The sequence below is a fragment of the Providencia sp. PROV116 genome (assembly GCF_028482485.1).
In the GTDB taxonomy this organism is placed as follows: domain Bacteria; phylum Pseudomonadota; class Gammaproteobacteria; order Enterobacterales; family Enterobacteriaceae; genus Providencia; species Providencia rettgeri.
Map to the genome: position 1 here is coordinate 84,994 of NZ_JAMPQO010000015.1, position 22,138 is coordinate 107,131.

Annotated in this window: 20 protein-coding genes; 15 read left to right on the top strand and 5 right to left on the bottom strand. The window is 38.9% G+C overall.

Annotated features, from left to right (window positions below; all coding sequences use genetic code 11):
* Positions 1-29: 29 nt before the first annotated feature.
* Entirely contained in the window at positions 30-644 is a 615-nt protein-coding gene (yihX, locus tag PSE72_RS11360; RefSeq protein WP_115166392.1) for a glucose-1-phosphatase, read from the bottom strand.
* A gap of 350 nt (positions 645-994) precedes the next feature.
* Here yihX and PSE72_RS11365 point away from each other — a divergent pair, with 350 nt between their 5' ends.
* Complete coding sequence (locus tag PSE72_RS11365) at positions 995-1,597, top strand: hypothetical protein (protein WP_115166391.1); 603 nt, start codon at positions 995-997, stop codon at positions 1,595-1,597.
* A 76-nt stretch (positions 1,598-1,673) separates the two neighbouring features.
* Here the strand turns inward: PSE72_RS11365 and typA are convergent, their stop codons facing one another.
* Positions 1,674-3,497 (bottom strand): ribosome-dependent GTPase TypA, encoded by a 1,824-nt coding sequence (gene typA, locus PSE72_RS11370; protein ID WP_004262702.1) that lies wholly within the window; start codon positions 3,495-3,497, stop codon positions 1,674-1,676.
* A gap of 433 nt (positions 3,498-3,930) precedes the next feature.
* Between typA and PSE72_RS11375 the strand changes: the two genes are divergently transcribed.
* The 13 genes from PSE72_RS11375 (at position 3,931) to PSE72_RS11435 (ending at position 17,155) form a co-directional block, all read left to right on the top strand.
* Complete coding sequence (locus tag PSE72_RS11375) at positions 3,931-4,785, top strand: PadR family transcriptional regulator (RefSeq protein WP_238562985.1); 855 nt, start codon at positions 3,931-3,933, stop codon at positions 4,783-4,785.
* 359 nt (positions 4,786-5,144) lie between these two features.
* Positions 5,145-6,554 (top strand): glutamate--ammonia ligase, encoded by a 1,410-nt coding sequence (gene glnA / locus PSE72_RS11380; RefSeq protein ID WP_004266097.1) that lies wholly within the window; start codon positions 5,145-5,147, stop codon positions 6,552-6,554.
* Between the two features lie 156 nt (positions 6,555-6,710).
* On the top strand, positions 6,711-7,760 hold the full coding sequence (glnL, locus tag PSE72_RS11385; protein WP_115166389.1) for a nitrogen regulation protein NR(II): 1,050 nt from the start codon (positions 6,711-6,713) through the stop codon (positions 7,758-7,760).
* A 9-nt stretch (positions 7,761-7,769) separates the two neighbouring features.
* Positions 7,770-9,242, top strand: coding sequence for a nitrogen regulation protein NR(I) (gene glnG, locus PSE72_RS11390; protein ID WP_217007863.1), 1,473 nt, complete (start codon positions 7,770-7,772; stop codon positions 9,240-9,242).
* Positions 9,243-10,144: 902 nt separating this feature from the next.
* The gene (locus PSE72_RS11395) at positions 10,145-10,669 is read left to right on the top strand and encodes a fimbrial protein (protein ID WP_094960816.1); all 525 of its coding nucleotides are present in this window, start codon (positions 10,145-10,147) and stop codon (positions 10,667-10,669) included.
* Between the two features lie 59 nt (positions 10,670-10,728).
* Positions 10,729-11,397: a fimbrial biogenesis chaperone gene (locus PSE72_RS11400; protein ID WP_115166388.1), complete on the top strand. Its 669-nt coding sequence runs from the start codon at positions 10,729-10,731 to the stop codon at positions 11,395-11,397.
* A gap of 26 nt (positions 11,398-11,423) precedes the next feature.
* A complete protein-coding gene (locus PSE72_RS11405) occupies positions 11,424-13,934 on the top strand; it encodes a fimbria/pilus outer membrane usher protein (RefSeq protein ID WP_217007862.1) in 2,511 nt (836 codons plus the stop codon).
* A gap of 64 nt (positions 13,935-13,998) precedes the next feature.
* Entirely contained in the window at positions 13,999-14,514 is a 516-nt protein-coding gene (locus PSE72_RS11410; protein WP_115166387.1) for a fimbrial protein, read from the top strand.
* Between the two features lie 13 nt (positions 14,515-14,527).
* On the top strand, positions 14,528-15,025 hold the full coding sequence (locus tag PSE72_RS11415; protein WP_254178895.1) for a fimbrial protein: 498 nt from the start codon (positions 14,528-14,530) through the stop codon (positions 15,023-15,025).
* A gap of 52 nt (positions 15,026-15,077) precedes the next feature.
* Positions 15,078-15,374: a helix-turn-helix domain-containing protein gene (locus PSE72_RS11420; protein ID WP_115166386.1), complete on the top strand. Its 297-nt coding sequence runs from the start codon at positions 15,078-15,080 to the stop codon at positions 15,372-15,374.
* Positions 15,371-16,357 carry a fimbrial protein gene (locus PSE72_RS11425; protein ID WP_217007861.1) on the top strand — a complete coding sequence of 329 codons (987 nt, stop codon included), beginning with the start codon at positions 15,371-15,373 and terminating at the stop codon, positions 16,355-16,357. Before PSE72_RS11420 ends, PSE72_RS11425 begins: the two co-directional genes overlap by 4 nt.
* A 190-nt stretch (positions 16,358-16,547) precedes the next feature.
* Positions 16,548-16,769 carry a helix-turn-helix domain-containing protein gene (locus PSE72_RS11430; protein WP_004266109.1) on the top strand — a complete coding sequence of 74 codons (222 nt, stop codon included), beginning with the start codon at positions 16,548-16,550 and terminating at the stop codon, positions 16,767-16,769.
* Positions 16,770-16,867: 98 nt separating this feature from the next.
* Entirely contained in the window at positions 16,868-17,155 is a 288-nt protein-coding gene (locus tag PSE72_RS11435) for a helix-turn-helix domain-containing protein (protein ID WP_115166385.1), read from the top strand.
* Positions 17,156-17,230: 75 nt separating this feature from the next.
* Here PSE72_RS11435 and PSE72_RS11440 read toward each other — a convergent pair whose 3' ends face one another.
* A complete protein-coding gene (locus PSE72_RS11440; RefSeq protein WP_217007860.1) occupies positions 17,231-18,115 on the bottom strand; it encodes a LysR family transcriptional regulator in 885 nt (294 codons plus the stop codon).
* A gap of 183 nt (positions 18,116-18,298) precedes the next feature.
* Here PSE72_RS11440 and ampC point away from each other — a divergent pair, with 183 nt between their 5' ends.
* A complete protein-coding gene (gene ampC, locus PSE72_RS11445) occupies positions 18,299-19,441 on the top strand; it encodes a class C beta-lactamase (RefSeq protein WP_232801047.1) in 1,143 nt (380 codons plus the stop codon).
* A gap of 145 nt (positions 19,442-19,586) precedes the next feature.
* Here ampC and hemN read toward each other — a convergent pair whose 3' ends face one another.
* Both hemN and yihI read right to left on the bottom strand, forming a co-directional pair.
* Complete coding sequence (gene hemN, locus PSE72_RS11450; RefSeq protein ID WP_115166384.1) at positions 19,587-20,960, bottom strand: oxygen-independent coproporphyrinogen III oxidase; 1,374 nt, start codon at positions 20,958-20,960, stop codon at positions 19,587-19,589.
* Between the two features lie 333 nt (positions 20,961-21,293).
* Positions 21,294-21,809, bottom strand: a complete 516-nt coding sequence (yihI, locus tag PSE72_RS11455) for a Der GTPase-activating protein YihI (RefSeq protein ID WP_115166383.1) — start codon at positions 21,807-21,809, stop codon at positions 21,294-21,296.
* Between the last annotated feature and the right edge of the window lie 329 nt (positions 21,810-22,138).

Genomic DNA, 22,138 nt, shown 5'->3' on the forward strand with positions numbered 1-22,138 from the left:
AGCCGTTGCCCCACTATAAAATCAGGATATTATTCAACTTCTGCACTAAAATCGTAAGTGCGGAAATATTCAGGAATGGTGTCTTTATTCACAACATGAATACTGCGAATACCAAGGGCTTCTGCGGCTTTTATATTTTCTTCGACATCATCAAAGAAAATAGCATCTGCAGCATCAAACTCTTCGGATTGCAGTACATATTTATAAATTTCAGGGTCAGGCTTACGCATGCCTAAATCTTGGGATAAATATAAGAAATCGGAGGAAGCTGCAATTTCTGGGTAGTGTGCTGGCCAGTAGTCGAGATGTAGACGATTAGTATTCGATAAAACGACCACTCGGTGCCCTTGTTCACGTAGGCGTTCCATAATGTCAATAACTTCAGGTCGTAACGAAATAAAAATAGCGTGCCAGCCTTCAGCAAAGTCTTCAAAGCTTAGTGTAATGTCCATTTCTTCACAAAGCAGCTCAGCAAACTCGATGTCTGAAATTTTTCCACACTCATGTAATTGAAAGATATTACCAAAAGTAAAACGTGATTTGATTTCTTCACTTGATGTGCCGCTGAGTTCAGACCATTTATCAAATACACGATTAAAGTCGATATCAATAATCACATTACCCATATCGAAGATATACAGCATAAATTTTCCTCATTGTTATTCACTAAATTTACTTTAATCATTATTCGGGCAACTGAACAGCCCTAATTAGTGATAATTCACGTTATTTTGTCAATTTATCGATTAAGCAATCCACACTTAGCGCAATTAATGAGCAGAAAACCAGCCGATTTATTCTGTTACCGAGAAAACGCTTTTTATCCCAAAGGTGCTATTTCACACCACACTCTCGGTTTTTGATACTAAATGTTAAGTCCCACTATCGGCTTTTTGCATAATGGCTTGTACGTAGCAAGTTACACATAAGCAATGTGAGCTGATATCCATGCATTATCAGTAATAAATAAATCTTAAAATATAAAAGCCAGACTATGAAAATAGATAAAACAATCTCTTGGCCGATTGCTATTCTATGGGGAAGTTTATTTTTAATTCCATTAATTAATTATTTCCCTCTGAATTTCAATATCGACCTTACAACAAAAGTTATTGAACATTTTCAATCCGCCACTCTAATTTTTTGTGTCTTTTTCACTTGGTTTTATATGAGATCATTACAGCAAAAAAGTCAGGGAATGAAATTATTTTGGTTATGGGCAACTATCTGGTGGGTAACATTATTTGGCAGAGGAACAAATTGGGGACGAGAATTTTTCCCTAATCTGGATCAAACTTATTTCAGGCTAATTTCTATTACCTTGATTAGCAGTTTAGTTTTGATGCTATGTGCTTCACCATTAAGAAAAAGTATTGTTTTTCACCTAAAAAACACAGCTATTCCACTTTGGAGCCTACTACTAACCCTGTGTGCTTTTTTAATTTCAGACAGTGTTGAACACCATAGGTTTCTCAGTTCAGTTTTTCTATATCATTCTGAACTTCAAAGCCTTATCGAAGAATTGTACGAAATCCCTTTAATTTTCGGACTATTTATTTCATCACTGTATTTTATGAAAAAAGATAAGCCTTTATAAATAAGTAAGGCGCCGAAAGGCGCCTTACTACACTCATAACTACAATAAAGTAATAAACAACATTACATCATGGTAATTAGTCTTCTTTAGAACGGTTTGCACGGCGGCGATCGTTCTCAGTCAAATGACGTTTACGCAGACGAATAGACTGCGGAGTCACTTCAACTAATTCGTCATCATCAATGAACTCAAGAGCCTGTTCCAGAGTCATTTTAATTGGTGGTGACAGTGTCGTTGCTTCATCAGTACCTGACGCACGCATGTTAGTCAGTTTTTTACCAGTTAAGCAGTTAACAGTTAAGTCGTTAGAACGTGAGTGAATACCAATGATTTGGCCTTCATACACTTCAGCACCGTGACCCAAGAACAGCTTACCACGGTCTTGCAGGCTGTACAGTGCATAAGCAACCGCTTTACCTTGTCCGTTAGAGATCAGAACACCGTTTTGACGGCCACCGATTTCGCCTGGACGAACATCATCGTAATGGCTGAACGTTGAGTACAGTAAACCAGTACCTGATGTCATTGTCATGAACTCAGTACGGAAGCCAATCAGACCACGGCTTGGAATGACGTAATCAAGACGTACACGGCCTTTACCGTCTGGCATCATGTCACGCAGGTCGCCTTTACGCTCACCTAATGCTTTCATGATGTCGCCTTGATGCTGTTCTTCAACGTCTAACGTCACTTGTTCGAACGGCTCTTGTTTACGACCATCGATTTCACGAATGATAACTTTTGGACGAGATACGGCTAATTCGAAACCTTCACGACGCATGTTTTCAATCAGAACAGATAAGTGAAGCTCACCACGACCAGAAACGCGGAATGCATCTGGGTCTTGAGTTTCTTCAACGCGTAGTGCAACGTTGTGAACCAATTCTTTATTCAAACGGTCAAGGATCTGACGTGAAGTCACGAATTTACCTTCTTTACCACAGAATGGTGAGGTGTTAACACAGTAGAACATGCTAACTGTTGGCTCATCAACCGCTAATGCAGGCAGTGCTTCAACGCTACCGACTTGGCAAATGGTGTCAGAGATATTCAGTTCACCCAAACCGGTCAGAGCAACAATGTCACCCGCTTCCGCTTGTTGTGAGTCAATACGCTCTAAACCTAAGTGAGTCAGAACTTTACCAATTTTACCGTTACGAGTTTTACCTTCGCTATCGATAACCGTTACTTGTTGGTTAGGCTTAACAACACCGCGTTTGATACGACCAATACCGATAACACCTAAATAGCTGTTGTAATCCAATTGCGAAACTTGCATTTGGAATGGACCATCGATATCTACCGCTGGTGGCGCAACGTGTTCCACGATAGCTTCGTACAGTGGAGTCATGTCTTCAGCCATGTTTTCGTGGTCAAGACCAGCAATACCGTTTAATGCAGATGCATAAACGATAGGGAAATCGAGTTGCTCATCCGTTGCACCTAAGTTCACGAATAAGTCGAATACTTGGTCAACAACCCAATCAGGACGTGCGCCTGGGCGGTCAACTTTATTGATAACAACAATAGGACGTAAACCGTGGTCGAACGCTTTTTGCGTTACGAAGCGAGTTTGTGGCATTGGGCCATCCATCGCATCAACAACCAGCAGTACGCAGTCAACCATAGACATAACGCGCTCAACCTCACCACCGAAATCGGCGTGACCTGGGGTGTCTACGATATTGATATGATAACCATTCCATTGGATAGCGGTATTTTTAGCAAGGATAGTAATACCACGCTCTTTCTCCAAGTCATTGGAGTCCATAACACGCTCATCAACAGTTTCACGTTCACCGAACGTGCCTGATTGCTGCAATAATTTACCAACCAGTGTGGTCTTGCCATGGTCAACGTGAGCGATGATGGCGATGTTTCTTAAATTTTGAATTGACAAGGATTTTTACCGTTTAATTGACAGGAAAGGAATATGCTTACTGAGCCGTTATTCACACCCAAAACATACTTTCTACGTTAATTTGCTGTTATTTTACACGTTTTTCCGCACAAGTGGAATAAATGTGAAACCCATCACTGTATAAAAAGTTTTTAACGAAAAAACATTCAGTTGCGTAACAGTGCCAGATTCCCTCACAAAATAATGAGCATCATCTCTGCGAAACCACGAAGTGACAGAATAATACGCTAAAAACTTAATATTAGCAGCCCAAAAAAAGAACAAAAAATAGACTTTCTTTCTTAACTACCAGTTTAAATATCTTTTTGCATTATTTAGATATATCTAAATTGACTAATTAGATATATCTAAATATAGTAAAACCAGAAAACAAATTCGATATATCTAAAGTTACAAACTAAGGAGTAACTATATGCTAATTAAATCTTGTCGTCATGTATATTATGCACGCCATGATGAAAATCAACATGGCCATCGCGGTGGATGTTGCCACAATGAAGGCCGTCATAGTCACGAACATTGCAACCACGGAGATGACTATTATGGTGATGACCGCCATGGGCACGGTGAACACTGCCACGGTGAAGGCCGTCATGGTCGTGGACACGGTGAACGCTGCCACGGCGAAGGCCGTCATGGACATGGACATGGTGAACGCTGCCACGGCGAAGACCGTCATGGTCGTGGACATGGTGAACGCTGCCACGGCGAAGGCCGTCATGGACATGGACATGGTGATGACCGCCAAAGAGGTCGTGGAAGAGGTAAAGGCCTACGTCGTTTATTCGACCATGGCGACCTTCATATTATGGTACTTTCGTTAGTCGCTAAAAAACCAAGCTATGGCTACGAAATTATCAAGGATATTCAAGAAGCCTCAAATGGCTTGTATGTGCCAAGCCCGGGTGTTATTTATCCCACTCTAACCCTGTTAGAAGAACAAGGCTTCTTGGAGTCTCAGATTGTTGAACGTAATCGAAAAAGTTTTACGATTACGCCGGAAGGCTCTGATCATTTAGCTCAAAATAAAGAAATTGAAGCGGTTATTGCTCGCAAACTGGCTAAAGCACGTGATATGCAACAAGGCAGTAATTTAGCAGAAGATATTGAAATGGCAGTCAGTCGTTTTAAAGCTTTATTACGTCACAAAATGGTTTTAAAACAACTAAACGAAGAGCAGACACGCCAAATTGCCTCCATCATCAATGATGCAGTAAAACAAATTGAAGAAGTGAATACATTATTAACTAATAGCGATGAAGATTAATGTAGCTGTCTGGCATTAAACCACCTCATTTCTTTTTTATCCGGCCAACCTTATGCTTTAACAGAGCGCAATGTTGGCTTTTTTATTTGAGCTCCACTCGCAAATGCACTAGATCAGTGCAAAATAGTCATTTCATGCACCAATATAGTGCAACACGTCCAATACAACATGATGAAAATCCCTCGTCCTCACGTAACAATCAGTATTTGCTATAATTAAAAAGTTGGCACGCTTTTCGCTTATCTATTTATAGAGCGCGTACTAACCACTTTTATATGACTAGCACGCCAGACAAACAACAAACACACCCTCAAAAATAGCTTGTGATTTGTTGATTAGACCCGACCAGGAGAGCCGAGATGTCCGCTGAACATGTTTTATCGTTAATTAAAGAGCACAATGTTAGATTTATTGATCTGCGTTTTACCGACACTAAAGGTAAAGAGCAACACATCACTATCCCTGCTCACCAAGTTGACGAAGACTTCTTTGAAGAAGGCCAGATGTTTGATGGTTCATCTATTGGTGGCTGGAAAGGCATCAATGAGTCAGACATGGTATTAATGCCTGACGCGTCTACCGCGATGTTAGACCCGTTCTTTGCCGATATCACATTGATTATACGCTGCGATATTTTAGAGCCGGGCACAATGCAAGGTTATGACAGAGACCCACGTTCAATTTCAAAACGCGCAGAAGATTTCCTGCGCTCTAGCGGGATTGCTGATATCGTTCTCTTTGGACCAGAGCCTGAATTTTTCGTGTTTGATGACATTCGTTTTGGCAACAACATGCACGGTAGCTACTACCATATCGATGATATCGAAGCGGCATGGAATACAGGAACCAAATACGAAGGTGGCAATAAAGGCCATCGCCCTGCAGTAAAAGGCGGTTACTTCCCCGTTCCACCGGTTGATTCATCACAAGACTTGCGTTCAGCCATGTGTACCACAATGGAAGAGATGGGCTTAGTTGTTGAAGCTCACCACCATGAAGTAGCGACCGCAGGCCAAAACGAAGTGGCTACCCGCTTTAATACCATGACCAAAAAAGCGGATGAAACTCAGATTTATAAATATGTCGTTCACAATGTTGCCCATGCATACGGCAAAACAGCGACCTTTATGCCAAAACCTTTAGTGGGTGATAATGGTTCTGGTATGCACTGCCATATGTCTTTATCTAAAGGTGGTGTGAACCTGTTCGCAGGTGACAAATACGGCGGTTTATCAGAAATGGCGCTGTACTACATCGGCGGTATTATTAAGCATGCACGTGCGCTGAACGCATTTACTAACCCAACCACTAACTCATACAAACGTTTAGTTCCGGGCTTTGAAGCGCCAGTCATGTTGGCATACTCTGCACGTAACCGCTCTGCTTCGATTCGTATTCCTGTGGTTGCGAGTACGAAAGCACGCCGTATTGAAGTTCGCTTCCCAGACCCTGCAGCTAACCCATATTTAGCGTTTGCAGCCCAGTTAATGGCGGGTCTTGATGGCATCATCAATAAAATCCACCCTGGCGATGCGATGGACAAAAACTTATACGACTTACCACCGGAAGAAGCCAAAGAAATCCCAACAGTTTCAGGTTCTTTAGATGAAGCGTTAGCCGAATTAGATAAAGACCGTGAATTCTTAACCCGTGGTGGTGTATTCACTAATGATGCTATCGATGCGTATATCGAATTAACCCGTGCCGACATCCAACGTGTTCGTATGGCACCACACCCTCTCGAATTTGAAATGTACTACAGTGTGTAACACGCCGTTCCACTGTTAGTCTTTGTTGCCGTGAAGCACTTGCCCCATCTTTCGATGGGGCCTTTTATCTCTAAGGTACTTACGCAACAAAAATCAAATATCGGTTGTTTGGTCTATCAGGTATAATGCACCAAAATAGTGCAGGAGCAACATTACATGAAAACCGAACACTTGCCAGCACCGGAACATATTCTCGACTCTCTCATTAATAGCGTGCTAATTTTGGATTACGACTTGGTTATCCATTACGCCAACCATGCTGCACTCCAGATCTTAACCCAAAGCCAGCGCAAGCTATATGGTACGCCTCTCCCCCTGTTATTCAGCTATTGTTCACTCAATGATGAACTGATGCTCAATAGCTTAAAAGAAGGCCATAGCTTTACCGAAAATGAAGTCACTTTAGTGTTTAACAACCATTCTCATGTGATGTCGTGCAGCGCCCAGCCTTTTTCAGAACAATTTATTTTAGTTGAGCTTTCACAATTAGATAGCCAGCGACGTTTGAGCCAAGAACTCGCACAAAATGCCCAGCAATTGGCTGCCCGCGAACTGATCCGTGGACTTGCTCACGAAATCAAAAACCCTCTCGGAGGTTTGCGAGGCGCTGCGCAATTGCTATCTAAAGCGTTGCCTGACCCACAATTAAATGAATATACTCAAGTGATTATCGAACAGGCCGACCGCTTGCGAGCATTGGTTGATCGGCTACTTGGCCCTCAATATCCGGGGCCGAAAACACAGCAAAGTATTCATCATATTATGGAAAATGTAACGCGGTTGGTGTCATTAGAAAAGCCCGATAATGTAACACTAATTCGTGACTATGACCCAAGCCTGCCCGAATTAGAGTATTACCCAGACCAAATCGAGCAAGTGCTGCTAAATATCACCCGAAATGCATTGCAAGCCCTCGCCGAAACGGGAGGCTATATCACTTTGCGTACACGAACGGCTTTTCAAGTCACATTGCAAGGTGAACGTTATAGATTAGCTGCACGTATTGATATTGAAGATAACGGCCCCGGTATTCCATTGGCAATTCAGGATACGTTGTTCTATCCCATGGTCAGCGGACGACCTGATGGCACAGGGCTTGGCCTGTCGATTGCTCGCAGTTTAGTTGACCAACACGCAGGAAAAATCGAATTTACCAGTTGGCCGGGCCACACTGAGTTTTCCATTTATCTGCCAATTAAGAAATAGGAGATAACCATGACGCAGGGAAAAATTTGGGTGGTTGATGATGATAGCTCCATCCGTTGGGTACTTGAGCGCGCATTAAATAACGCTAACTTTGCTTGTACCTGCTTTGATAGTGCGAATGCAGTGCTCAGCGCATTAGAAAACTCACTCCCTGATGTGTTGTTATCAGATATCCGTATGCCAGGAAAAAATGGTATTGAGCTACTAAATACCATTAAACAATCGCACCCCCTTTTACCGATTATTATCATGACCGCACACTCTGACCTTGATGCTGCCGTGAATGCCTACCAATCAGGTGCTTTTGATTACTTGCCAAAACCTTTCGATATTGATGAAACCGTTGCCTTGGTCGAACGTGCACTGAATCATAGCCGTGAACAAAACCATGCAGGCCGTGAAGCTAAGCAGCCTGCCCCTACAGTCTCTTCGACCATGATCGGGGAAGCACCAGCGATGCAAGAGGTTTATCGCATTATTGGCCGTTTATCACGCTCATCAATTAGTGTGCTTATTAATGGCGAATCAGGAACGGGAAAAGAGCTGGTTGCCCACGCGTTACATCAACACAGCCCTCGTGCCGACGCCCCTTTTATTGCATTAAATATGGCGGCTATTCCCAAAGACTTAATTGAATCTGAGCTATTTGGCCACGAAAAAGGCGCATTTACTGGGGCGACCCAAGTACGTCAGGGCCGATTTGAACAAGCTAACCATGGGTCATTGTTTTTAGATGAAATCGGCGATATGCCCCTTGATGTACAAACTCGCTTGTTACGTGTTCTGGCTGAAGGCCAATTCTATCGTATTGGGGGTTATACCCCAGTCAATGTGGATGTACGGATTATTGCAGCGACCCACCAAGATCTTGAAAAACGAGTTAAAGAAGGCTTATTTCGCGAAGACTTATTTCACCGATTAAATGTCATTCGAGTACAATTACCACCGCTACGTGAGCGCACTGAAGATATCCCACGTCTCGCCGATTATTTTCTACAAAATACGGCAAAAGAACTCGGTGTCGAGGCTAAGGTTCTTCACCCCGACAGCGAAAAAATTCTTCAGCGCTATTATTGGTCAGGTAACGTTCGCCAATTGGAAAATGTTTGCCGTTGGTTAACCGTGATGGCAGCAAGCCAAGAAATTTTACCGCAAGATTTGCCCGATGATTTACTTGAAGAGCACCCACAACAAAATGCAGTGGTAAAATCATCGCAAGCTGATTCCATGCCAACACAATCATTGTCATCACAAAATCCTATTTCTGCAGCTCAGTGGTTTGAATTACTTGAAGAGTGGACTGATAACGCATTAATGGACGGTAAAGAAGACCTTTTTTCTCAAACCATCCCCCTACTTGAACGTACCATGCTAAATTGCGCGTTAAAATACACCAATGGCCATAAGCAAGAAGCTGCCCGTTTATTAGGCTGGGGAAGAAATACCCTAACCCGTAAATTAAAAGAGCTAGGAATTGAATAACTTCAAATGTTCACTATCATATTAAGATAATGTACGAAGTAATTTATTACTTCATACTTATCTTAATATTAAATAATTCGACCTTGATATTCAGGAATTAATTATTGATTTTACTATTCCAACACCAATTAACACAAGGAATAATAAACAAAATAAAAAAAAGATATTGCAAGCAGAAAGCTTATTATCACCTGAACAGAATTTCAATTTATACAAGTAGCATTAATACAAAAATAACGTCGTTTATAGGAAATTTATAACAATGAACACTGTAGCTTAAACGTATCTATAAATAAGAAACTTCTTATGTAGCCTTAGCATAATTAATTAAAATTAAGGCTACTCAATTGAATTTAATCGAAGATATTCAAAGGGTAATTTAATGTTTTCTGAAAACCGAGATTAATCACCCTGCAATTTTCATTCATATCCTGAATGGTAATACCCTTTATTTATTCAAAAAATGAAATAAATAGCACTTTTAGACCTACGAAATTCGATAGTTATACTATTATTTCGTTTTACAATAGTACAAATAAAACATTCTTCAAATGTGGTCTGATGTGCCAGGGCCTTATAAACCCAAATAATCACCATATGAGAGAAAAATTAAATTTATCTCCCACGTTATAATTATTCTTAGTTTTATATCGTTATTTCACTTTAGTAAAAAACTCACCTAAAAATATATTTACCTTAAGATAAAATAGCACTTCAATTATTCTCCCATACGGTGTTAACTTAATTAAAAAAATTAAATACTTCAAAATTTAATTATATTTTACCAAATTTTACAAAACTTGTTTATTTTAAAAAATAGTTTCAAAATACTCTCCAATTGAGTAATTGGTAATTCCACCTACTCAATGAAAAATAAATAATTATCTTTTGGAGAAAAACAAATGAAAAAAAACTTACTTGCATCATTAATTGCTGCAACCTCAATCTTTGCTGTTAATAATGCATTAGCTGCAGATGGTACTATCGACTTTACCGGTGAAATCATCGACCAAGCATGCGAATTAGCAGCTGGCTCTGATGCACTAAAAGTAAACTTAGGACAAGTATCTAAAAAAGCATTACCAAACGCAGGAAGTACAGCGGCAGCAACTAAATTTACCATTAAATTAATTAATTGCCCTGCTACAGTAACAACGGCTTCAGTAAAATTTGATGCTGATTCTTATATTGGTGATGATGAAGTTATTAAATTAAAAGAAGAAACTGGCGTTGCAACTGGCGTTGGAATTCAAATTACTGATGATACGAATAAAATTGTTCCATTATTTACTGCCTCTAAAGCATATCCATTACAGCAAAATGTGGAAAATAATTTAGATTTCAGAGCGCGTTATATTGCTAAGTCTGACACAGTGACTCCTGGTCCTGCAAATGCGACAGCAACTTTCACAATCAATTATAACTAAGTAATAAATAAGGTTTAAAAGGACTTAAGCCTTATCTAATAATAATCAATGGTGGTATTATGAAATCTATTATCTATATTTTCATTTCCTTACTTGCACTAATAAATACTGCGAATGCTGGTGTTATTATTGGTGGAACCCGTGTTATTTATAATGAGGGAAACAAAGATGTCAGCATCAGCGTAGAAAATCCAGATAAAATCCCTTATTTGATTCAATCTTGGATAGATAATATCGATGAAAAAAAACAGTCTGATTTTTCTATCACACCACCATTATTTAGGCTAAATGCAGATAGAACTAATGCGCTTAGAATATTTTTAACCGAAAATAAATTACCTAATGATAGAGAGTCATTGTTCTGGTTAAATATAAAAACTATTCCAGCAACAGAAAGAACAGAAAACTCATTACAAATTGCCTTTAAAACGCAAATGAAATTAATTTATCGCCCTAAAGCATTAAAAGATGTTAATTTTATTGAAGAGCAAAAAAAATTAGTGTGGTCTAAATCTGGAAATAAAATTACGGTTAAAAACCCAACACCTTATTTTATGAATTTCCAGAGCATCAGCTTTAATGGAACAAAGGCTAATGATGTTTCTTATGCGGCACCTTTCTCAAGTGCGACTTTCGAGGTTAATAACTCAAATACTAATGGAACAATTAAATGGGAAGTTATTAATGATTATGGTGCAGCACCAGAAGCACTCGAAAAGAAAATATAAAACTATAAAATAAGTTGGGCTTTATCATGAAAATAAATAAAATATCTCTAGGCCTACTATTATATTTAGGCTATACCGCATCGCTATATGCTGAAGAAAAAACAGAAAATAATGTCTACTTTGATCCTGACTTTTTAGAGCTACCGAATAAAGATTCGGTTGATTTGTCACAGTTCGAGAATAATGAGCAATTAGCCGGTGACTACTATGTTGATATTTATGTCAACACCAACTTAATTGGTGCTAAAAATCTTAAATTTGAAAAAAATAGCCGTAACCAATTAGTTCCATGTTTATCACTTGCTGATATTAAAGAGTTTGGTATCAAAACAGCGGAATACCCTGAATTACAAACCGCAGGAAGTCACTGTGTAAACCTTGCAGCGATCCCTGATGCCACAAGTAATTTTGAGTTTGATTCTCAACGTTTATATTTAAGCATCCCCCAAATCGCATTGGATAGAAACCCAAGGGGTTACGTTGATCTAGCTAATATTGATAATGGGATCAATGCACTGTTATTAAATTATAGCTATAACGGGTCGAAAAATTATGATCGTAAAAAAAATGGCTCAGATAATACATCCCATTATGTGAATTTAAGACCCGGTTTAAATATTGGAGCTTGGCGGTTACGGAATTACACCACATGGTCAAGCAATACTGACCAATCTGGTAAATGGGACACCATTTATACCTATGCATCACGTGGCATAAATAGTATCAAAAGTCAGTTAACCTTGGGGGATAGTGTCTCACCTTCGATGGTTTTTGATAGCGTGCCATTTCGCGGAGCTCAGCTTGCGACAGATGATGATATGTCCCCTGAAAGTTTGCGCGGCTATGCACCCGTTGTACGCGGGATAGCGCGTAGCAACGCACAGGTGACGATCCGCCAAAATGGTTACATTATCTACCAAACCGAGGTGGCTGCGGGCCCTTTTGAAATCAATGACTTATATCCAACAGGGGGAAGCGGTGATTTGCATGTCACCATCAAAGAATCCAACGGTAGCGAGCAATATCAAATCGTTCCTTTTGCCTCATTACCTGTATTGCAACGTGAAGGATATTTTTCTTATAGCGTAACGGGCGGGGAATACCGCGCTTATGACAGTAGCATTGATAAAACAAAATTTGGCCAATTTACCTTAATCTATGGTCTACCGTATGGTATTACCGCTTATGGTGGTAGCCAAGTGAGTGAGCATTACCAATCTTACTCCATCGGCGCAGGCCAAAACCTTGGGCGATTTGGTGCGTTATCCATTGACGTTACCCATGCAAATTCAACGCTAAGTAATGACGTTAAGGAAAAAGGCCAATCATACCGTTTCCGCTATAACAAAAATATCAACGATATTGGTACTAATATCGCATTGGCTGGTTATCGTTATTCCACTAAAGGTTTTTACAGTTTAGCGGAAGTCTTTGACGGCTATAGAAATACAAACTATATCCCTGAAATTGAACGCCGCCGTAATCGCGGTGAGATCACCCTCAGCCAAAACTTAGGGGATAACTTTGGTTCAATCTCTGTAGGCTATATCAATGAAGACTACTGGAATAGTGACCGTAAAACTCAGTCTGCCACCGTGGGTTATAACAATAGTTGGCAAGGCATCAGTTATAGTTTGAATTATACCTATAATAAAAATACTAATAGCTACTCATATACTTCCGGTAGCCGTACGAAAAGTGAAGATGATCATCAGCTTGCCTTCTCTGTCAGTGTGCCATTTACCGTGTTTGATAACACCTTCTATTACAACTTTAACAGTAATAGTAGCAGCAACGGCCCAAGCACAGGCAGTATTGGGCTTTCCGCTTCACAACTTAATAACCGCTTAAATTGGAGCATGCAGCAGGGTTTCACCACTCAAGAACAAGGTACGAGCGGTAATATGAACGCTTCTTATAAAGGCCAATATGGTGAAATTTCAGGTGGAACAGGCTATAGCAAAGACAACTATAACCTCTATTACGGTGTTAATGGTAGCTTAGTGGCTCACTCTGGCGGTCTTGTGCTCGGTCAACAATTAGGCGAAACCGCGGCTATTGTTGAAATCCCAGATGCAGGTGATGTACCAGTATTAAACCAAGCAGGAGTTGTCACTAATAACCAAGGTTATGCACTCGTGCCTTATGTCACGGCTTATCGTAAAAATGTGATTGATATTGACACTTCTGAACTACCTGAAAATACGGAAATGGAGTTAACCAGTCAAAGTGTTGCACCAAGCCGTGGCGCTCTGGTGAAAGCTAGCTTTGCGGCGAATGTCGGGTACCGAGCCATCATGATATTAACCTTTGCTGATGGTAATCCCGTACCTTTTGGTGCTCAGGCGATATTTAAAGATAACCCACAGCTAAATAATATAGTGGGCAATGATGGCGAAATTTATTTATCTGGTTTAGCTGAAAATGGTAATTTTATTATTCAATATAACGATAAACAACAATGCCAAGTAAAATATAACTTAGCAGGTATATCGAATTATATGGGGTTATATAAAACAGCAGCGGTTTGCCAATAATAAAGAGGTCAACGATGAATCATCTTACTTATAAATCAATATTAGCTGTGAGTAGGAATAAAAAATGAAAAAAACATCTAAAAATTTACTTTTACTTGGCTGCTTAATATTCAGTGGGGATTTATTTGCTGCTAGCACAGTGGCATTGAATTTTACCGGAAATATTAAAGCCGCAACTTGCAATATTACTGGTGGGAATAATATTGATATTGACCTAAAAAATATTTCTGCTGATGTCTTTAAAAATACCAATTCAGGTTCTCCATGGAAAAACTTTAATATTAGTCTCAATAATTGTTCTCGCTATATTAACCAAGTAAAACTGACATTTAAAGGAACGGCGGATACCGCGGATGTAGCAAGTTTATACAAAAATCAAGGCACAGCTAAAAACCTAGCCGTACAACTACAAAACGGTAATGGAACAACTGCATTAGGTAACCAAAAAGTATTACAAGTTCCGACAAATGGGCAAGCGAATATTAATATTCCATTACGTACACGTGCCTTTAGCTCATTAGGTAATGCCACACCAGGAACCATTTCCGCCAATATTACGGCAACAATTACCTATTTATAAAAGAGAGAATAATATGAGACAGTTAATCCTATTACTATCAATAATGAGCTGTTCTTTAACTGCATTTGGGCTAACAGCAAATATTAAAGTACATGGTGTCGTTATTGCTGCTCCTTGTGAAGTCGAAAAAAATAATTATTTAATTGATTTGAAAAAAATTAATATTTGGAATATCAAAGATACTCAGAAATCTCCGTGGGTTAATTTTTCCGTGAAGCTAAAAAATTGCCCTGTCGGTACCACTATAGCTGTAATGAAAATATCTGGCACTCCGGATGCAACAGTCACGGAACATTTTATTAATAATGGTACGGCGAAAAATGTGGCATTAAATTTAGCCAATACTACCAATAAAACAACAATAAAAAATGGTGATACGATTACTGCGAATGTTAATACACAAACACGAAATGTTGAAATTCCTCTGTCTGCAAGAGTTTCAGGATATGGAAATGGTATGGTTGCAGGCTCATTTAAAAGCCATTTAGAATTTACATTTACTTATCAATAATCAAATATAATTTCTTATTATAATCACACACACCTTAATAGGAGATAATGATATGCCTAGCCACTACCCTATCTCAAAAATAATTGGCAATAAAATCACTTATTATCGAAAAATGAAAGGAATGACATTAGAGAATTTATCTAAAGTAGTAGGAGTGAGTGAACAACAGCAATCACGATATGAGCGTGGTATTAATCGAATTAATATTGATAGGCTTTATCATTACTCTAAGATATTTGAAATTGATATTATAGATTTTTTTATTTTCAATTCTAGGGAGATCAATGAGATTGAGTATACAGAAGAAAAACATTTAATAAAAAAAGTAAATGTTAAGGATATTTTATGACTAAAAAGAAAATTTTACTGGTAATAATAGGCTCGGTTTTTGCTTATTCTGCATATACACAAGCAGCCTGTATTCAAAACCCGAATTTACGGAATGTTGTAGTTAATGTACCTACGAAAACCTATTCACTGCAATATGATGATACTGGAGCACGAGACCTCGATACTATTCGAGTCAATTTTAAAGGCTCACAAGTCAATACATTTTCAGGCCCAAAAAGTAATGGCCAATGCGGTGATGCCTATTTACATGCTGACTATGTGAATGGGTGGGTACCAAACGGTAATAAAATTGCAGCCAGTAATATACCAGGCATCAGCATTCAAGTAAAAGCTATGGAAATTGGTTTCTTGAACACACGTTATGGGCCACCAACATTAGCTAACCCTGCTGCTTGGGGTATTCCTAACCCATATTGGACTATTACTATCAAAAAAACAGGGCAGGTCACACAGGGGGGAAATTTAAAGGCTGGCCTTGTGGGAAAATTAACACAGCACAATCCAGCGCCACATAACAGTACTTGGAATTTAACATCATTGAATATTCCAGCGGGTGCTATCAAGATTAATGTATTAAAGTGCTCAACAAAAGCGACAAGTTACAATGTTAACTTAGGGACTTGGTATGATACTCAGTTTAAAGCTATTGGCTCTACTAGCAATAGTGTCAATATACCCATTACATTAAGCTGCGCTGCAGGCACTAATCTAAAAGTGACAGTGACAAGCAGTGCTGGGTATGTTGATACTAATACAGGGAAAATTAAATTGTCTGGACAAGGGCAAGCGACCGGAGTCGCCATTCAATTATTAGATAGAAACAGCACCCCAATAAAGCTTAATTCAAAGTTTACTTTGCAAAATAACGTTGCAGGTGGCGACTATATTTTTAATTGGAAAGCTCGATATATTAAAACTGCTAATAATATAACCGCAGGAACTGCAAACTCGACCGCGTCGGTTAACATAAGATATGAATAAATAGCATTCAACATTAATCATAAAAAGAGGTTAATTTATTTATAATTTGATTTTTATTGCTAATATTAAAGAATATGAAAGAATAATTGATAAATAGCAAATTTACTATTTAATAAAAGTGGTTAATATAGGTATATAATCTTTACATAGTGTCTAGTTAGCAATAAAAAATATAATTTTAGGAGTCTATATGTCTTATTCAACATCTCACCTAATTGGTAAAAAAATACTTTTTTATCGAAAAACGAATGGGCTTTCAATTAATGAACTATCAGAGGTTATTGGCATCAGCCCACAACAGCAATCACGATATGAAAGGGGTATAAATAGAATAACGTTAGATAGACTGTTCCAGTATGCAACATATTTTGAGATTGATATTCAATCATTTTTTCAATCCATTGATATTTAATAAATTAAGTAATAATACATAACACTAGAAAAACAAATTACATTAATAATATTTAATTATATTCACATTGCAATATTAAATAAGTTAGAGAGAACATTATGAAACGAAAAATATCTAAATCTGTCGGTTTAAAAATAAGGTCATTAAGAGAAAGTCACGGAATGAGTGGTAAAGAATTAAGCATACTATTAGGTATTAGCCAACAACATCAATCACGCTATGAAAATGGTGAGGTTAATATTCATGTCGATACCATTTACCAATTGGCACAAATATTTAATGTTTCGCCGACCTATTTCTTTACTGAAACCATTACGGATATTAATAGTACAGAGCTCTCTGTTAATAAAAAGAATTATTTCTCGGCTGAAGCTCTGGTATTTTAACTTCTAAATATGAGCATTATATTATGCTAGTAAATTAAATATCGGTGCTATTTCTATTAATAGTATAGCACCGACTTATTGTTCTTTTTTAGACTCATCCACCAACCAATTATGAAATATCGCCATCGCCGGTGTCATGGCTCTCGATTTTAAACGACTTAACCAATATCCACCTAAAGTCACAGAGATATTAAAAGGTTGAATTAATGTTCCAGCACTTAATTCATGGTTGAACATACAACTTGGCACCAAGGCTACACCGTCGGTTAATAGCGCGGCTTCAACCATCAAACGCGATGAATCAAATACAGGCCCTTTGACGCGCCATGGTTCCACTTCTGCGGCTAAAAACCATTTCTCCCATTCATCTTTACGATATGAACGCATTAACTGATGAGATTTTAAATCTAATGGATGTTGTAGCTGATTCGCAACTTTCTCTGAACAAAGCACAGTATGCGCAGTAGAAAATAGTGGTGTATTTTCTACTAGTGGCCATAATCCTTCACCAAAACGAATAGCAAAATCAACGCCTTCAGCAGCTAAATTTACTACATTGTTATGGGTCATAATGCGTAAATCAATATAGGGATATCGTTCAGAGAATTGCGTTAACCTTGGTAATAACCAACCCACCGCAAATGTACCGACCACTGAAATACTTAAAGCTTCTCGATAATGGCCATCCTCAAATTGCAGTAATAGTGACTCTATTTGGTCAAAAGAGCGGCTCAATACAGGTAGCAACGCGAAGCCTTCTTCGGTCAATGCTAGTCCTCGAGGTAAGCGAATAAACAGTTCTAGCCCCAATTGCTCCTCTAACAGCCTAACTTGTTGACTGACAGCGGCCTGAGTGACATTCAATTCTATTCCGGCTCGTGTAAAGCTTAAATGCCGTGCGGAAGCTTCAAATGCCCTAAGTGCATTGAGGGGTAGCCGATGACGATAATTTTCTGCCATAAGATTTTCTTTTACCTCATCGAATTTTATATCGTTTTAAATGATGCTTGAAAGCATGCATACTATTTTTCAACCACGGACTACCCGCTGAAAATCGTATATTAAAGCACTTTTAATTCACAATGAAGTGCTTTCCAGTTCCTGTTAGCAATAACTTAAACTTGTACTTATTGGAATAACTCTATGAAAATTTTTTTTCGTCAGGGGCGAATTTTTGTTGCCCTTAGTTTGGCTTTAACCACCCTATCCGCTAATGCATTCACACAAAAGGACGTGGATAATATTATTAAACCGCTAATGGAAGAGAAGCAGATCCCAGGCATGTCTGTAGCAATCTCTGTTGATGGAAAACACTATATTTATCATTATGGTGTGCAGTCTAAGCAAAGTTCAGTCCCTGTCAGTGATGAGACTTTATTTGAGATAGGTTCTTTATCTAAAACGTTTACTGCTACACTCGCAGCCTATGCACAAAACCAAGGAAAACTCGATTTTTCGCAAAAGGTAAGCCACTATCTTCCTGAATTAAAAGGGTCTGCTTTCGACCAAGTGACAGTAATGAACTTGGCTACACACACTTCCGGTTTATCGTTATTTGTGCCTGATAGTATTACGAATTCAGCGGAATTAATCCGTTATTACCAGCAGTGGAAACCGACCAAAGCCATTGGGCAATATCGCTCTTATTCAAATCTTGGTGTGGGATTACTCGGTATCGTTACAGCAAAACAACTCAAAATGCCCTTTGAACAAGCGATGGAAAAATTGATGTTGCCTGCACTTGGATTAAAACATACTTATATTCATGTGCCTAAAAACCAACAGAAAAATTATGCCCAAGGTTATAATAAGAACGATCAACCCGTTCGTGTGACACCACAAATTTTAGATGCTGAATCTTATGGTTTAAAATCTAATGCTAAAGATCTAATTCGCTTCTTAGATATTAATATACAAACGAAGAAAGTCGCTAAACCGTGGCAGGAAGCCGTAGAGAACACACATACGGGGTTCTACATGACCGATTCATTTATGCAAGATATGATGTGGGAAAGCTATTCATGGCCAGTATCTCTTGCTCAATTACAGCAAGGTAACCGAGATGAAATGGCGCTCACACCGCAAAAAATTGAAGCTATCCATCCTGTAATGCCACCTGAAACTCAGGCTTTTTACAATAAAACAGGTTCAACCAATGGTTTTGCAGCCTATGCGGCATTTATTCCTGAAGACCGAATCGCGGTGGTGATTTTGTCCAACAAATGGTATCCAATCCCTGACCGCATTACCGCGACTTATCAATTAATTGAAAAAATTAATGAATAGATTTCTGACTAAGATTAGATGCTCTAAATAGTTCGTTCTGTCGCTAGGCGTCGAAATGAAGACAGCGCGGGGAGCATACACGAAGTATGTGACCCGTGTGGCTGAATGAAGACAACAACGCGACAGGACGAAATATGAAGAGCATTTAGATGACGCGGGAAAACTGCCGCTGCCTCATCTGATTACGCAAATACACATCAAAACACATGCAAATATTACGAATAAGTAAACGTCCTTGTGGTGTCACTTTAATACCTTTATCTGTTATTTCAACCAGCCCATCTTCAGCCATTGGTTTCAGCAGTTCTAAATCTTCCTTAAAGTAAGATTTAAAATCTATCGGATATAACTCTTCGATTTGCGCGAAACTCAATTGGAAGTTACAGATTAAGGTTTTGATGACATCGCGGCGTAGACAATCATCATCAGTTAAAGCTAGTCCACGCCACAGCGCGTGACCTTGCTCTTCAACTTGCGCATAATAGGTTTTCAAATCTTTCTGATTTTGTGCGTAGTTATCACCTAACATACTGATCGCAGAAACTCCTAACCCCAGTAAATCACAATCTCCTTGGGTGGTGTAACCTTGAAAATTACGGTGCAGAATGCCTTCCCGTTGTGCCACGGCAAGTTCATCCTCAGGGCGTGCAAAGTGATCCATACCAATAAATTGATAACCATCTCTGGTGAGAGTCACAATTGTGTCTTGCAGAATATCGAGTTTTTGCTCCGCACTTGGTAAATCAGCGTCTTTAATTTTACGCTGCGCCGCAAATAAATTAGGTAAGTGCGCATAATTGAACACACTTAAACGATCTGGTGATAATTCAGCCACTTTCTTTAGGGTAAATGCAAAGCTTTCAGGTGTTTGTTTAGGTAAACCATAAATCAAATCAATACTTGTCGAGGTAAACCCCATCTCTTTGGCCCGTTTAATTAGGGCAAAAATAAAATCTTCGTCCTGTTCTCGGTTAACCAGTACCTGAACTTCTTTATTAAAATCTTGCACGCCCATGCTTAGGCGATTAAACCCTTCATGGCGTAAGTGGTCTATCATATCCAGTTCAATTTCACGCGGGTCGACTTCAATCGACATTTCCACATCATCCGCAAAATTAAAGTGTTTTTTCAATAAACCAACCAAATGGCTGACTTGAACTTTATCGAGATAAGTTGGAGTACCACCGCCCCAATGCATTTGCGTCACGATACGGTTTTTTAATAACGCTGCGCGCTGAATAATTTCTTTTTCAATTACTTGAAGATATTCATCGGCTTTATGTTTTTGGCGTGTCACTAATTTATTACAGCCACAGAAATAACAAAGTTTATGGCAAAAAGGAATATGAACATAGAGCGATAAGGGGCGATCAGGATAACGCTGCGTTGCTTGAACAAACGCATTCTCATCGTACTCTTGATTAAATTCCAAGGCGGTGGGGTACGAAGTATAACGTGGCCCTGAATAATTGTATTTTTGAATGAGAGAAAGATCCCAAACAATATTTTGCTCTGACATAACATTCCTCAATTGACCAAAAGCTCAAACTATAACGATGACTTCACTCTATTTAATTTGTTATTCGATGAGAGTGAAAATTTTATAACCTGCATAAGCATTATAGACTCTAAATATTTCGAGTTGCAGCTAGGCGACAAGTGAATGAGTCGCTAGGAGTATACATAAGTATATGACTAGTGCGAATGAACATAGTCAACAACGCTGCAGCTTTAAAATATGACGAGTATAAATATGTTAGAGAAAAGAGACTTGATGCAACATCAAAGAAAAGTGAGTTAGCAGAAAAAATAGCCAAATCCCCCGCTAGCGCGAGGGATCTTTTAAACGAAATTATTTACTTTTTAAGATGCGCATAATGTCATCAAGTTTTTCTTCGTCTTCTTCCTCTTCTTCTTCGCTATATTCAATACCGAGAATATTCATCAGCTCATCGATACGGTCTAAACAAGTATCAACATATTCTTGTTCTTGCGCCGTGATGGTTTCGCCATCTTCTAGGCGTGCCAAAATGCTATCTAAACGGTCATCGCTTTCCAGCATTTCCAGCTCTTTTTCTGGTGTCAGTTTTTCTTTAACAGCTGGCTGTTTTTTCTCAACCGCAGGTTTCGTGACCTGTTTTTCATCCACAATTAAAGGCACTGGCTTTTTGCTACCTAAACGTGGGTCGGTTGAAGTATTTTGCCCACCATTTTGCCTATTAGAAGCCTGTTCTACATAACGGCTGCCAGACTTATGACCGCGATGTTTTTTCTCACGCTTACGCTCACGGCCTTCCGCATTTATCTCTTCTTTAGTTTTACGGTATTTTTTCTTTGGCTTAGCAGCCGCTTTTTTTGGTGCATTCATGGTCTGATACCTTGATAAAGTCAGTTTCTGCTGCGAAATCTAGCAGGATCCCATAAAGGGGGAAAGCACTAGTTTGCAATTTCAGCGGATTTTTTACTCCACCCTGCCTTCGCAATAGTACTTTAATGATTATACCTTAAATAATTTTTGTTGCATGCAAGCAACAAAAAGGAAGAGCCATATGAGGGGGTATTAATCTTCTAAATAGCTTTACCTACAGAAAATGATCACTTAGTTGCCTAAACGTTCCAATGCTCTAAATAGCTGTATCGTCTGAGGACAGAAAATAGAGAGTCATCTTGAGCAATATTCTAAATAATTCAAGTTGT

Bases quoted from the DNA above. Each gene is read 5' to 3' on its own strand.
- yihX (WP_115166392.1), bottom strand. From the start codon at position 644: ATGCTGTATATCTTCGATATGGGTAATGTGATTATTGATATCGACTTT.
- PSE72_RS11365 (WP_115166391.1), top strand. From the start codon at position 995: ATGAAAATAGATAAAACAATCTCTTGGCCGATTGCTATTCTATGGGGA.
- PSE72_RS11375 (WP_238562985.1), top strand. From the start codon at position 3,931: ATGCTAATTAAATCTTGTCGTCATGTATATTATGCACGCCATGATGAA.
- glnA (WP_004266097.1), top strand. From the start codon at position 5,145: ATGTCCGCTGAACATGTTTTATCGTTAATTAAAGAGCACAATGTTAGA.
- glnL (WP_115166389.1), top strand. From the start codon at position 6,711: ATGAAAACCGAACACTTGCCAGCACCGGAACATATTCTCGACTCTCTC.
- glnG (WP_217007863.1), top strand. From the start codon at position 7,770: ATGACGCAGGGAAAAATTTGGGTGGTTGATGATGATAGCTCCATCCGT.
- PSE72_RS11395 (WP_094960816.1), top strand. From the start codon at position 10,145: ATGAAAAAAAACTTACTTGCATCATTAATTGCTGCAACCTCAATCTTT.
- PSE72_RS11400 (WP_115166388.1), top strand. From the start codon at position 10,729: ATGAAATCTATTATCTATATTTTCATTTCCTTACTTGCACTAATAAAT.
- PSE72_RS11405 (WP_217007862.1), top strand. From the start codon at position 11,424: ATGAAAATAAATAAAATATCTCTAGGCCTACTATTATATTTAGGCTAT.
- PSE72_RS11410 (WP_115166387.1), top strand. From the start codon at position 13,999: ATGAAAAAAACATCTAAAAATTTACTTTTACTTGGCTGCTTAATATTC.
- PSE72_RS11415 (WP_254178895.1), top strand. From the start codon at position 14,528: ATGAGACAGTTAATCCTATTACTATCAATAATGAGCTGTTCTTTAACT.
- PSE72_RS11420 (WP_115166386.1), top strand. From the start codon at position 15,078: ATGCCTAGCCACTACCCTATCTCAAAAATAATTGGCAATAAAATCACT.
- PSE72_RS11425 (WP_217007861.1), top strand. From the start codon at position 15,371: ATGACTAAAAAGAAAATTTTACTGGTAATAATAGGCTCGGTTTTTGCT.
- PSE72_RS11430 (WP_004266109.1), top strand. From the start codon at position 16,548: ATGTCTTATTCAACATCTCACCTAATTGGTAAAAAAATACTTTTTTAT.
- PSE72_RS11435 (WP_115166385.1), top strand. From the start codon at position 16,868: ATGAAACGAAAAATATCTAAATCTGTCGGTTTAAAAATAAGGTCATTA.
- PSE72_RS11440 (WP_217007860.1), bottom strand. From the start codon at position 18,115: ATGGCAGAAAATTATCGTCATCGGCTACCCCTCAATGCACTTAGGGCA.
- ampC (WP_232801047.1), top strand. From the start codon at position 18,299: ATGAAAATTTTTTTTCGTCAGGGGCGAATTTTTGTTGCCCTTAGTTTG.
- hemN (WP_115166384.1), bottom strand. From the start codon at position 20,960: ATGTCAGAGCAAAATATTGTTTGGGATCTTTCTCTCATTCAAAAATAC.
- yihI (WP_115166383.1), bottom strand. From the start codon at position 21,809: ATGAATGCACCAAAAAAAGCGGCTGCTAAGCCAAAGAAAAAATACCGT.